Source organism: Actinomadura sp. NPDC049382, from assembly GCF_040677125.1.
GTDB classification, from domain to species: Bacteria; Actinomycetota; Actinomycetes; order Streptosporangiales; family Streptosporangiaceae; genus Spirillospora; species Spirillospora geliboluensis.
The window spans coordinates 1-12,290 of record NZ_JBFARO010000185.1; the positions used below are offsets into that span (position 1 = coordinate 1).

Genomic DNA, 12,290 nt, shown 5'->3' on the forward strand with positions numbered 1-12,290 from the left:
GGGCGCTCCCCACGGTCAGCGCGGCCACGGCGAGGGCGAGCGGGCCCATGACGCCCGCGAGCACGCGGGCGCGGCCGGTGCGCAACCGGCGCAGCACGGCGGCCGACACGCCCACCGCGACCACCGGCGGGATGCCGTGCATGGCGATCTCGAGCGTCCCCGCACGCTCCCGTGCGGTACCGGGGCCGCGCGGCCGGACGGGCGAAGCGGCGCCGTTCCGTGCCGACATGTCTCCTTTGTACTCACAAGAGCGCCAAACAACAGCAAAGCACCCGACCCGCGGACGCATAACCCTGGTCTGCAAAGGCCCTGGTCGGACGGGTCGCGACCGCCCGCGCCGCGCATAACCCGCCCGATCTCCGGCGGGCGGGCGACACGGGCAGGCTTTGCCGCCCTTTTCACCTTCGGTAACAGTGGCAACACCCGTCCCGGCCTATAAAGGAAGGCACGTGAAGGCGACTCCCTCCAGGGGGATGGGACATGGGCCAGACAGGCGAGCCGACGATCGACCCGGACGGGCTGACCGCAGCCCAGCTCCTGGGCGACGCCTGCGTCGTCTGCCGGAAGAAATGGCCCCGGCCGCGCGTCCGCGTCGGCCGCCTGCCGGACTCGACCGGGGTGTTCGCGTGCGACGACTGCGCACCCGCCCCGCCGGCACCCCGCCCGCGGCGGGGCCCACGGGAGCCGCGCACGGACGCCGGACGGCCGGTCGGGGAGCCGGCGCCGGCGAAGGCGGCGGGCCTCGCGTCCGTCGTCGTGGAGGTCTCTCCAGGGAGAAGGGTGACCCGGGCGTTCGGGGGGAAGTCCGGGACCACCCCGCAGGCGCGTCCGGCTGGGGGCGGCCGGGCGCGCCGGAGAGACCCCTAGCGCCGCGGGCCGCGGGCGCCCACGGGCCGGCCTAGGGCTTGGCCTGCGGCTTGGCGGCCTGCGGCCGCGTCGCCTCGATCCAGGTCCTGCGCCACTCCGCGTAGTCGGTGCAGTCGTTCTTCTCCGATTCGCCGCCGCACGCCTTCGACGGCGCGTGCGCGAAGAGGATGTCGTCGAGGTAGTCCCGGTCGCCGACGTGGTAGGCGGCGCAGAAGCCGGACCTGAGCCGGTCGCCCGAGCACGCCTGCGGGTTGGCGGGGGCGACGCCGGTCCACTCGGCGACCTGCTGCTGCACGTCCGGGGACGCCGTCCACTGCAGCCACTGGTACATGCAGTTCGGGTGCTGGACGCGGGCGCCGATCATCCAGGCGTCCATCCAGCCGGTCACGCCCTCGGCCGGGATGACGCCCCGGACCGCCCGGCCCGCGCGGTTCAGCACGTCCACCTGGTAGGGCCACGCCTGGCCCAGCACCGCGCGGCCGCCCGCGAACGCGCTCACCGCGTCGGCCGGGATCTCCCAGTACTCCCCGACGTGCGGGCGCTGCTTCGCCAGCACCCGGCCGGCGGCGGCGAGCTGCCGGGGCGTCAGCGAGTACGGGTCGCGGATCTTCAGCTTGCGCTCGGCGCCCTTGAGGTAGAGCGCGGCCTCGGCGATGGCGAGCGGGCTGTCGCGCATGACGATCCGGCCGGAGTAGCGGCGGGCCTCGTCGGGGGCGAAGACCGCGGCCCAGCTCGCCGGCGGCGGGACGGTCCGGGTGTCGTACATGAGCAGGTTCGAGCCCCACACGTACGGGATGCCGTAGTGCTTGCCGTCGCGCTCCAGCAGCCCGCGCAGCTTCGGCTCCAGCTTCTTGTAGCCGTCGACCAGGTCGGTGTTGACGGGGGCGACCTGGTTCTCGGCGATCAACTGCCCGGCGACCTCGGGCGGCGCCGCGACGCCGTCGTACCGGCGGTCCTTGTCGCGCATGAGGCCGGCCATCTCCTCGGGCGTGGCGGCGACCTTCAGGCCGACCTTGCAGCCGGTGCGCTCCTGGAAGGGGGTGACCCAGTCGACGCGCGGGTCGGTGCGGCCGCTCTCGATGGAGCCGGGCAGCGTGACGAGGTTGAGCATGCCCTCGCCCGGCCCCAGGGTGCTCGCCACCCTGGCGGCGCCGGCCGGCTCCTTCGGGCCGTCGTCACTGCAGCCGGCGAGGCCCGCGGCGGCGACGGCGGCGGTTCCGAGCAGGGCCACCGCGGCCTTCGTGCGGGCCGTCCCGGGCCGTGCCACCCTCGCCCGTGCCGCCGTGACCCGTGCCGTGGCCGTCCGCCGCATGTCGCTCCCGATCCGTGCCCTGGGCCCTCCCCCTCGTGAGGCCCATCGGCGCAGCGTAGCGCCTCCGGCTCGGCGGGACGGCCCGCACTCGCCGGATCCGGGCGCCGCCGGACCGGCCGCGCCGCCATTCCGTCCGGCCCCGGCGGGTCCGCACGATTCGATCGCCGGTCCGCGCCTAATTTTCCGCCGGTGTACGCCGGGGCAGCGGGAAATTACCGAAGATCGCGACTCGGGCACGCGCCCCGGGGGTTTCTTATCGGTAAGAACTACCTGACCATTGCCGCACCATTATGTGCGGCATTCCGGACGGGCTCTCGGCGGGGGGACCGCCGGGCCCCGGCGGACGGCGGGTGCTGGCGTCCGCGCCATACACGGAGGTTGCCGGAGAGGGGTATGGCGCGGGCTGCCGTCCGGACCGGGGCCGCGGCGGCACCGGCGTCGCGCGGCGTGGGTGGGGAACAGCGGATCACCGTGCGGTGCTGCCCGGCCACGCGATCACCGGTACCCGGCCGGGCGGCGGCGGTGTGACGCCCTCGAGACGGAGGAGGTTCGAGGGACGCCGCACGTCCTGCCGGGTGTCGCGGGACGGCCGCCGAGGGCCGTCGTCGTGCTGGAGGGCCGGCCCGCGGGCCGGCGGCCGCCTCGGCGCGGCGCGGGTGACCACCTCGATCCGTGCGATGAGCCGCTGCGGGGTGTCGGCCTCCAGGAAGTCGCCGACGTCGCGGTCGCGGGGCGGCAGCGCCCACCAGTGCCCGGTGCTCGGGCCGAACCAAATGGTCCAGCCCGGAAATCGCCGTCCGAGCGCGTCCACCTCTGCTGCGTGGTCGCCTGCGGCCATGGCGCGACTCCCTTGACTGCTGACCCTGACTTTCAATTCCGGCTCAATTAATTGAGTCAGTGCGATTGTGTCGCCGGACACAGAGCGCGTCAACGGATGTTGGCATTATTCATGCCGCCGGGCGCGGCGGAAATTAACGACGGGAGAGGCGGCCGGTGGGAAAGTCCCAAACGGCCGCCGGCCTGCGCGGACGTACGGCCGGCGCCCGGGGGCGGCCGGCCGTACGTCCGATATGTCACCCGTTGGTGGGGAATCCGAGGTTCACTCCGCCATGGGACGGATCGAGCCATCGCGCGGTGACGGCCTTCGTGCGGGTGTAGAAGTGCACGCCCTCCATGCCGTGGGCGTGGCTGTCGCCGAACAGCGAGTCCTTCCAGCCGCCGAAGGAGTAGTACGCCATCGGCACCGGGATCGGCACGTTCACGCCGACCATGCCGACCTCCACCTCGTTCTGGAAGCGGCGCGCCGCCCCGCCGTCGTTGGTGAAGATCGCCGTGCCGTTGCCGTACGGGTTGGCGGAGATCAGCTCCATGGCCGCGTCGTAGGAGCCCGCCCGCACGACCGCCAGCACCGGGCCGAAGATCTCGTCCTTGTAGGCGTCCATCTCCGGGGTGACGTGGTCGAGGACGCTCGGCCCGAGCCAGAACCCGCCGCCCGCGCCGCCGAGGACGTCCGCGTCGCGCCCGTCGATCGCGAGGACGGCGCCCTGCGCGACACCGGAGTCCAGGTAGGACGCCACCTTGTCGCGGTGCGCGCGCGTGACGAGCGGCCCCATCTCCGCCTCCGGGTGGTCACCGGGACCGACCTTCAGCCCGGCGACCCGCTCCCGGATCTTGGCCATCAGCTCGTCGCCGACCGGGTCGACGGCGACCACGACGGAGATCGCCATGCACCGCTCCCCCGCCGACCCGAACCCGGCGGACACGGCGGCGTCGGCGGCGAGGTCGAGGTCGGCGTCCGGCAGGACCAGCATGTGGTTCTTCGCGCCGCCGAGCGCCTGCACCCGCTTGCCGTTCGCGGCGGCCGTCGCGTAGATGGACCGGGCGATCGGGGTGGAGCCGACGAAGCTGACCGCCTTGACGTCGGGATGGCGCAGCAGCCCGTCCACCGCGGCCTTGTCGCCGTGGACGACGTTGAACACCCCGTCCGGCAGGCCCGCCTCGGCCCACAGCTCCGCCAGCCGGACCGACGCCGACGGGTCCTTCTCCGACGGCTTCAGCACGAACGTGTTCCCGCACGCGATCGCCACCGGGAACATCCACATCGGCACCATCGCCGGGAAGTTGAACGGGGTGATCCCGGCGGCCACGCCGAGCGGCTGCAGGATCGAGTACGCGTCCACCCGCGTGGATACGTTCTCGGAGAACCCGCCCTTGAGCAGGTGCGGGATGCCGCAGGCGAACTCCACGACCTCCAGGCCGCGGGCCACCTCGCCCGCCGCGTCCGAGACCACCTTGCCGTGCTCGGCGGAGATCAGCCGGGCCAGCTCGTCCCGGTGCGCCGCGACCAGCTCCCGGAACCGGAACAGCACCCGGGTGCGCTGGGAGAGCGAGGCGTCCCGCCAGCCCGGGAACGCCGCCTTTGCGGCGGCCACGGCCGCGTCGACCTCGTCCCGGCCGGCGAAGTCGACCGTCCCGGCGAGGCGTCCCGACGCGGGCTCGTAGATCTCGCCGCGCCGCGCGGACTCCCCGTCGAACGGCTTGCCGCCGATCCAGTGCGTGACCTGCTTGCCGGTCATGACGCGGCTTCCTCGTTGACGGCTTCCAGGGACGCGATCAAGATGCCGAGGCCCTCGGCCGCCTCGGCATCGGTCAGGGTCATCGGCGGCGCCATGCGCACCACGTTGCCGTACAGGCCGCCCTTGCCGATCAGCAGCCCCCGCACGCGGGCCGCCTCCATCAGCGCGGCGGCGAGCGGCGGGCTCGGCTCGCCGGTGCGCGGGTCGGCCAGCTCGACCGCGAACATCAGGCCCTTGCCCCGCACGTCCCGGACGACCGGCAGCCGCCCGGCGGCGCCGCGCAGCCCGCCGATGAGCGTCGCGCCCTGCCGCGCCGCGTTGGCCTGGAGGTCGTGGTCGAGGAGGTAGTCGAGCGTCGCGTTCGCCGCGGCCATCGAGATCGGGTTGCCGCCGAAGGTGGAGATGCCGAGCGCGGGCAGCCCGTCCATGAGGTCGCCGCGCGCGACGACGCCGCCGACCGCGAAGCCGTTCCCGAGGCCCTTGGCGAACGTCATCATGTCCGGGGTGACGCCGTGGTTCCCGATGCCCCAGAAGCTCTCGCCCGTCCGCCCCCACCCGGTCTGGACCTCGTCGGAGACGACCAGGATGCCGTACTCGTCCAAGACGCCCTTGTAGGCGGCGAATAGGCCGTCCGGCGGCATCGTGAACCCGCCGACGCCCTGGACCGGCTCGGCGATGAGCGCGGCGACGTCCCCGCCGGTCGCGGTCGCGAGGACGTGCCGCAGGTCCGCCGTGCACGCCTCGATGTACTCCGCGTCGGACATGCCGGCGAACTGCGGGAGGTGCCGGTCGGCGCCGTGCAGGAAGTGGACGTCCAGCGGCGAGAACGACAGGTTCCGCCAGGCGCGGTTGCCGGTGACGCCCGCCGCCGCGAACGACCGGCCGTGGTAGCTCTGCCGCATCGCCAGCACCTGGTCGCTGCGCCGCGCGTACGCGGCCAGCAGCAGCGCCGTCTCGTTGGCCTCCGTCCCGGAGTTGGCGAAGAACACCTTCGCGTCCGGGATGCCGGACAGCCGGGCGATCTTCTCGGCCAGCTCGACCTGGCCGCGCAGCAGGTAGGCGGTGGAGGTGTGCACGACGCCGGTGGCGAGCTGCCGCTCCACCGCGTCCCGCACCTCGGGGACGTCGTAGCCGAGCATGTTCGTGAGGATGCCGGTGAAGAAGTCGAGGTAGCCGTTCCCCTCGGCGTCGGTCACGCGGGCGCCCTTGCCGCCGACGATCTCGATGGGGTCCGTGTAGTTGAGCGCCATCCAGGACGGCATGACCGCCCTGTGGCGCCGGAGCAGGTTCGCGTGTTCCGACATGGCACAAGTCTCGGCGGCCCGCACCGTCCGGGCCACCCCCAGAGTGTCAGGACCGGGCGCCTCCCGTTAACGGTCTGCTGGCGGCCGGCACCCGGGGACGATGTGATCATCTTCCCTGGCAGGGTGCCGGATATCATGCGGCGATGCTGCCCACCGTCGACGACGTCCTCCAGCTCGACGCGGTGCGCCGCGGCCAGCCGCGCGTCGTCGCGGGCGCGGACCGCACCACCAACCGCGTCCGGTGGGTGCACGTCGCCGAGGTCACCGACATCGCGCACCTGCTGCACGGCGGCGAGCTGGTGCTCACCACCGGGATCGCGCTGCCGGACGAGCCGGAGCGGCTGCGCGCCTACATCGCCGACCTCGCCGAGGTCGGAGTCAGCGGGCTGATGATCGAGCTGGGCCGGCGCTACGCCACCGTGCTGCCCCCGGCGCTGACCGCCGCCGCCGAGGACCACGGCCTCCCGGTGATCGTCCTCGCGCACGAGCCCGCGTTCGTGGACATCACCGAGGCGGTGCACGCGCGGATCGTCCGGGAGCAGTTCGCCGAGCTGCGCGCCTCCGAGCGGCTGCACGAGATCTTCACCCAGCTGTCGGTCGAAGGCGCCTCCACAGAGGAGGTCGTCCGGCAGGTCGCCGCGCTCGGCGGGCACCCGGTCGTGCTGGAGAACCTCGCCCACCAGGTGCTCGCCGCCGACGCCGGCGGCGCCGACCCGGCCGAGCTGCTGTCGGCGTGGGAGACCCGGTCGCGGGCCGTGCGGCCCGGCCGCCGCACCGGCTACGACCCGGTGTCCGGCTGGCTGGTCACGATGGTCGGCGCCCGCGGCGAGGACTGGGGGCGGCTGATCATCGACCTCGGCGCGCCGCCGTCGCCGCGCGACACCGTGCTGGTCGAGCGGGCCGCCACCACACTCGCACTCGGCCGGCTGCTGGACCGGCACGCCGAGAGCGTCGAGCGGCAGGCGCACGGCACGATCATCGCCCGGATCCTCGCGCACGCCTACTCCGACCCGCAGGAGGCCGCCGCCCGCGCCCGCGCGCTCGGCGTGCCGCTGTCCGGCCGCCGGCTGCTCGGCGTGGTGCTCCGGCACCGCGGCCCCGGCACGCCCGCGCCGCCGGTCGGGGAGCTGTCCGCGCTCGCCGAGACGGCCGCCGCGGCCTGCCGGGACGCCCGGCTCGCCGCGCTGGTCGGCGTGCTGGACGAGGGCGGCCCGCACGCCCGCGTCGGCGTGCTCGCCTCGCTGCCCGCACGCGCGGACGTGGAGACCGCGCTCACCGAGGTCGCCACCGGTGTCCGCAAGCGGTCCGCGGACACGGTGATGGCGGCCGGGTCGGTGGTGGAGACGATCGCCGACGTGCGCCGCTCGTTCCTGGAGGCCGAGCAGGTCGCCGGCGTCGCCGCCCGGGGCTCCGGCGCCCGGCTGTTCTACCGGCTCCCCGACCTGCGCCTGCGCGGCCTGCTGCACCTGCTCCGCGACGACGCCCGCGTCCAGACGTTCGTCGAGCGCGAGCTCGGGCCGCTGCTGGAGTACGACGCCCAGCGCGGCAGCGACCTCACCCGGATCCTGGAGCTGTACCTCGAATCGGGGCGCAACAAGGCCGTCGCGGCGCAGCAGGCCCATCTGTCCCGTCCCGCCTTCTACGAGCGGCTGCGGCGCATCGAGCGGGTCCTCGACGCCGATCTCGACGACGTGGAGTCGTGCGTGTCGTTCCACGTCGCGCTGCTGGCGCTGAGCTCCGTGCGGTGGGAGCGTCCCTGACCGGTGCCGCGTGGCCGGTGAAGGACGTCCGGGACGTCCCGCCCGCGCATACGCTTCACTCCATGACGGACGCGGCGTTGCATGTGCATCGATATGGAGACCCGGCGGGAGCGCCCGTCGTGCTGCTGCACGGTGTCACGGGGCATGGGGCGCGGTGGCGGCGGACGGCGGAGGCGTACCTGGCCGACCGGTCCGTCCTGGCGCCCGACCTGCGCGGGCACGGCCGGTCGCCGTACGAGCCGCCCTGGACGGTCGAGCGGCACGTGGCGGACGTCTTGGCCCTGCTGGACGCGGAGGGCGTCGAGCGGGCCGACCTCGTCGGGCACTCCTACGGCGGGATGATCGCGCTGCACCTGGCGCGGACGGCGCCGCGCCGCGTCCGGCGGCTGCTGCTGCTCGACCCGGCGATCGGGCTGGCCCCGGACGAGGCGGCGCGGCAGGCCCGCGGGTACCTGGCCCCGGTGTCGTTCGGCGACGTCGCGGCCGCCCGCGCCTACCGGGCGGCGCGCTGGTCGGAGTCGCCGCCCGAGGCCGTGGACGAGGAGGTCGCCGAGCACCTCGAACCCACCCCGGACGGGCGGCTGCGCTGGCGGTTCGAGCCGGCGGCGGTGGTGACGGCGTACTCGGAGATGGCCCGGCCCCATCTGACGCCGCCGCCGGACATGCCCACCCACCTGGTCATCGCGGCGCGGGCCGACCTCGTCCGCCCCGAGTTCGTGGTGGACTGCCGCACCGCGCTCGGCCCGCGCCTCGCGATCAGCGAGATCGACGCCGGGCACATGCTCTACGTCGACCGCCTGGAGGAGACCGGGACGCTGCTCGCCGGCTGGCTCAGCGGAGCAGCCGCCGCCCCGTGACCAGCGGCAGGGTGAGCGGCGTGTGCAGGCCGGGCGGCGCCTCGGCGACCGCCGGGACGGCGTTCACCATGCGCAGCGCGGTGGCGTCGGGGCCGTCGGCGCCGGCGAGGTCCAGCCGCACGGCGGGCTCGCCCGCGATCTCGACGCGGTGGCCGCGGGCCGCGCCGGGCGGCGGGGCGGGCCAGTGCGGGGCGAGGTCCGGGCGCGCCCGCAGCACGCGCTCCACCGTGATCACGGTCCGGCCGCGCAGCACCCCCGCCACCTGGAACCGCAGGCCGGCCAGGGTGCCCTTCTCGATCCGCCCGCCCGGCACGTCGATCGCCTCGGGCGCCGGGCAGGTCTCGTAGGTCTCGGTCAGGTCGTCCAGCGGGACGGCGAGGTGCCGGGCGAGGAGCCGCACCACCGGGCCCCAGCGCCGGGCCGGCGCACCCGGCCGCACGAGCGGCGGGCGGCGCCCGATCGGCTCGCCGAACCCGGCCCGCGGGCCGGCCGCGCCCCGGAACTCGGTGATCGTGATCGACTCGATCCGCCGGCAGCCGCCGCTGAGCAGCAGCGGCAGCACGTCGTGCACCGCGCCGGGCGCCACGGCGAGGCCGGCGGCGCCGCCGGTGGCGCACGCCGCGCGGAGCCGCCGGACCAGCGCGGGTTCGGCGGTCGGCGGGTCCGCCAGGGCGGGCAGGACGTGCGTGACCACGCCGGCGCCCGCCGCCAGCACGCGGCACAGGTCGCCGGCGGAGCCGCCGGTGAAGCACACGACCCGGGGCCGGCGGTCGAGGAGCCCGGCAGGGTCGGCGGTGACCGGCACCCCCAGGGAGCGTCCAGTTCCGGCCAGTTCGGCGGCATCCATCCCGGTATGGCGGGGATCGTCCGACACGACGCCGGCGAGTTCGAGGTCGGGGTGCTCGATCAGGGCCCGGAGCGTCCGCGTGCCGACGGCGCCGAGGCCCCACTGGCCGACGAGATAGGACATACCACCAACTTTCGACCAAGCGTCAGGTCAAGTGCGGGGCGCATTGTAGGCACGGACCTCCGACCAGGAGGATTGCCTCCGGGGACGTACAACCCTGCACTCCCGGGAAGGACATCCTGGTGACAGTGCACACGGGTCCGCGCACGTTCGGGGTGGAGGAGGAGCTGCTCCTCGTCGACCCGGCGAGCGGTGCGCCGCAGGCAGCCTCCGGTTCCGTCATCCGCTACGCCCGGCGGCACGACGAGCTGTTCCTCACCGGCGGGCGGCGGTCGAAGTCGCTGGAGACCGAGCTGCAGCGCGAGCAGCTGGAGACCGCCACGCCGGTCTGCACCTCGCTCGGCGAGCTGTCCGAGCACGTGCGGACGGCGCGGCTCGCGGCGGCCAAGTCGGCGGCCGGGGTCGGCGTCGCCGTCGCCGCCCTCGCCACGTCGCCGGTCAGCGTCCGGCCGTCGCCCACCCCGTCGCACCGCTACCTGCGGATGCTGGACGCCTACGGGCCCGCCGCGGGCGAGCAGCTCACCTGCGGCTGCCACGTGCACGTCGGCATCGACTCCCCGGAGGAGGGCGTCGCCGTCCTGGACCGGATCCGGCCGTGGCTGCCCCCGCTGCTCGCGCTCAGCGGCAACTCGCCGTTCTGGCAGGGCACCGACACCGGCTACGACAGCTGGCGGCACCAGGTGTGGAGCCGGTGGCCGTCCAGCGGCCCCACCGAGCTGTTCGGCTCCGCCGCCGCGTACCGGGCCACGGTGGACGCTCTGCTCGCCACCGGCGCCCTCGTCGACGAGGGCATGGTCTACTTCGACGCCCGGCTGTCGCGGCACTACCCGACCGTGGAGGTCCGGGTGCCGGACGTGTGCCTGGACGCCGACGACGCCGTGCTGATCGCCGCGTTCGTCCGGGCGCTGGTCGACACCGCCGCCCGCGCCTGGCGCCGCGGCGAGCCGCCCGCCCCGGTGCGGGCCGACCTGATGCGCCTCGCGATGTGGCGGGCCGGGCGGTCGGGCCTGCGGGCCGACCTCGTCCACCCGTGCACCGGCCGCGCGGCCCCCGCCACCGCCGTCGTGGACGCCCTGCTCGACCACGTGGCCCCGGCCCTGGACCGCGCCGGCGACCTCGGCGCCGTCACCCGGCTGCTGCCCAGCCTGCTGGAACGCGGCAACGGCGCCCGCTTCCAGCGCGACGTCCACACCCGCACCCACGACGTCCCCGCCGTGGTGGCGGCCGCCGCGGACCGCACCGTGACCGTCTGACCGCACCGTGGCCGTCTGACCGGGGCGGGAACCGGGCGGCGGGTGCGCAGCAGGGGGAGGTCGCGGACCCGCCGCCCGGGGGTCAGGACGCCCTGCGCTGGAAGGGCAGGTAGCGGTCGGCCCGGCGGGGGCGGGCGCGCAGGCCGGTGGACTCGACGGCGAGGATCCGGTCGAAGCGGAAGGCGCGGACGCCGCGCCGCATCCGGCACCAGCCGACGAGGTACCAGTGGTCGCGGTGGACCAGGCAGGTGACGGGCTCGACCTCGCGGATCGTGACGTTGGCGCCCGCGTCGCCGTAGCAGAGCCGGACGACGCGGTGGTCGGTGACGGCGGCGGCGATCACCCGGGCACGGTCGGAGGTGGAGGCGTCCAGGGGCGCGGTGAGGGTGGCGAGGGTGGTGGTGACGACGTCGTCGTGGGGGGTGGCGTCGAGGAGGGTGTGCAGGGCCCGGCGCGCGGTCGTGGCCTGCGGGCCGGTGCCGAGGTGCGCGAGGGACAGCGCGAGGGCGGCGATCTCGGCCGCGGTGAGCGGGGCCGGCGCGGTGGGCGCGGTCTGGGGGTGCGTCGCAACGTTCACCATGGTTCGATCATACGTTCGAACACTGACATTGTGGAGCCTTCGGGCACGGCCGGATCGCGTCGCGTGACGCACCGGCAGCGAAGATCGCCGCCCGGTTGAGAAGGCGGCCGTGCATGCGGAAAACTGAGGCTCCACAACGTGCTCTATTCGGGGGAATCGGGGGCGAACATGGTTCAACCGCGGAGCGGCGTTGAGTGACGCGCGCGTGACCGGCCCCCCACTGAGCCGCGAGGAGGTCGACCGGACGCTGGCACGGCTCCGGGACGAGCGCGAGCGGATCGGCGCGGCGCTGCTCGAACTGGAGGCCCACCAGGGGTACCAGCTGCTGGAGGGCGCCGCCCTGACCGGGGAGACGCGGCGCGTGCAGGCGGACGTCCAGTCCCGCGCGGCGTCCCTGTGGACGCTGTTCGACCTGTACGGGCGCGCCGTCGACGCGGCCGAGGAGCTGAGGGCCCGCCACGGGCGGCCGGGGCAGGCGCAGCTCGCGGAGCTGACCCGTCTGCTCACCGGCGCGTCGGTGGAGTTGCCGGTCCGCGAGGTCCCGCTGGAGCGGCGGACGCTGCTGGCCGTCCCGTCCGGCGAGCGGCTCACGCTGCGGGCCGCGGTCGACCGGATGACGGCGCTGTACGAGGAGATCGCGCGGTCGGTGGCCGCGCTCGACACGGTCTGGTCGACGCTGCTGTCCCGGCTCGCCGAGGTCGAGGCGGAGCGGCGCGGCGCCGCATCGCCAAGGGCTCGGGCGTCACCGTCGGCGAGGTCAACAGCCTCGTCACCCGGTTCTTCGACGCGCAGAAGATGATGCGCCAGATGGCGG

12 protein-coding genes are annotated in these 12,290 nt (G+C 74.9%); 5 read left to right on the top strand and 7 right to left on the bottom strand.

All coding sequences use genetic code 11. From position 1 onward, the window contains the following. On the bottom strand, positions 1 to 229 hold a 229-nt coding region (locus AB0K34_RS43810), incomplete at its 3' end, for a hypothetical protein (protein WP_364554437.1). A 251-nt stretch (positions 230 to 480) separates the two neighbouring features. Here AB0K34_RS43810 and AB0K34_RS43815 point away from each other — a divergent pair. Continuing rightward, positions 481 to 867 (top strand): hypothetical protein, encoded by a 387-nt coding sequence (locus AB0K34_RS43815; RefSeq protein WP_138636209.1) that lies wholly within the window; start codon positions 481 to 483, stop codon positions 865 to 867. Between the two features lie 31 nt (positions 868 to 898). Here the strand turns inward: AB0K34_RS43815 and AB0K34_RS43820 are convergent, their stop codons facing one another. The 4 genes from AB0K34_RS43820 to AB0K34_RS43835 all read right to left on the bottom strand — a co-directional run bounded on the left by AB0K34_RS43820 (position 899) and on the right by AB0K34_RS43835 (position 6,059). Beyond that, the gene (locus AB0K34_RS43820) at positions 899 to 2,098 is read right to left on the bottom strand and encodes an ABC transporter substrate-binding protein (protein WP_240807489.1); all 1,200 of its coding nucleotides are present in this window, start codon (positions 2,096 to 2,098) and stop codon (positions 899 to 901) included. Between the two features lie 547 nt (positions 2,099 to 2,645). Beyond that, complete coding sequence (locus AB0K34_RS43825; protein WP_138636207.1) at positions 2,646 to 3,017, bottom strand: hypothetical protein; 372 nt, start codon at positions 3,015 to 3,017, stop codon at positions 2,646 to 2,648. A gap of 235 nt (positions 3,018 to 3,252) precedes the next feature. Beyond that, positions 3,253 to 4,755: a CoA-acylating methylmalonate-semialdehyde dehydrogenase gene (locus tag AB0K34_RS43830; protein ID WP_138636206.1), complete on the bottom strand. Its 1,503-nt coding sequence runs from the start codon at positions 4,753 to 4,755 to the stop codon at positions 3,253 to 3,255. Further along, complete coding sequence (locus tag AB0K34_RS43835) at positions 4,752 to 6,059, bottom strand: aspartate aminotransferase family protein (RefSeq protein ID WP_138636205.1); 1,308 nt, start codon at positions 6,057 to 6,059, stop codon at positions 4,752 to 4,754. Before AB0K34_RS43835 ends, AB0K34_RS43830 begins: the two co-directional genes overlap by 4 nt. A 143-nt stretch (positions 6,060 to 6,202) precedes the next feature. On the opposite strand from AB0K34_RS43835, the gene AB0K34_RS43840 reads away from it, so the two are divergent. Then, positions 6,203 to 7,819, top strand: coding sequence for a PucR family transcriptional regulator ligand-binding domain-containing protein (locus AB0K34_RS43840; RefSeq protein WP_138636204.1), 1,617 nt, complete (start codon positions 6,203 to 6,205; stop codon positions 7,817 to 7,819). A 62-nt stretch (positions 7,820 to 7,881) separates the two neighbouring features. After that, the gene (locus AB0K34_RS43845; protein ID WP_138636203.1) at positions 7,882 to 8,676 is read left to right on the top strand and encodes an alpha/beta hydrolase; all 795 of its coding nucleotides are present in this window, start codon (positions 7,882 to 7,884) and stop codon (positions 8,674 to 8,676) included. On the opposite strand, the gene AB0K34_RS43850 is transcribed toward AB0K34_RS43845, so the two are convergent. Continuing rightward, entirely contained in the window at positions 8,651 to 9,646 is a 996-nt protein-coding gene (locus AB0K34_RS43850) for a hypothetical protein (RefSeq protein WP_364554438.1), read from the bottom strand. The genes AB0K34_RS43845 and AB0K34_RS43850 overlap by 26 nt on opposite strands. A 119-nt stretch (positions 9,647 to 9,765) precedes the next feature. Here AB0K34_RS43850 and AB0K34_RS43855 point away from each other — a divergent pair, with 119 nt between their 5' ends. Then, positions 9,766 to 10,896 carry a glutamate--cysteine ligase gene (locus AB0K34_RS43855; RefSeq protein ID WP_240807487.1) on the top strand — a complete coding sequence of 377 codons (1,131 nt, stop codon included), beginning with the start codon at positions 9,766 to 9,768 and terminating at the stop codon, positions 10,894 to 10,896. Positions 10,897 to 10,978: 82 nt separating this feature from the next. Here the strand turns inward: AB0K34_RS43855 and AB0K34_RS43860 are convergent, their stop codons facing one another. Continuing rightward, positions 10,979 to 11,476, bottom strand: a complete 498-nt coding sequence (locus AB0K34_RS43860; RefSeq protein WP_301177586.1) for a WYL domain-containing protein — start codon at positions 11,474 to 11,476, stop codon at positions 10,979 to 10,981. A gap of 190 nt (positions 11,477 to 11,666) precedes the next feature. Here AB0K34_RS43860 and AB0K34_RS43865 point away from each other — a divergent pair, with 190 nt between their 5' ends. Continuing rightward, on the top strand, positions 11,667 to 12,275 hold the full coding sequence (locus AB0K34_RS43865) for a hypothetical protein (protein ID WP_364554439.1): 609 nt from the start codon (positions 11,667 to 11,669) through the stop codon (positions 12,273 to 12,275). Positions 12,276 to 12,290: the final 15 nt, after the last annotated feature.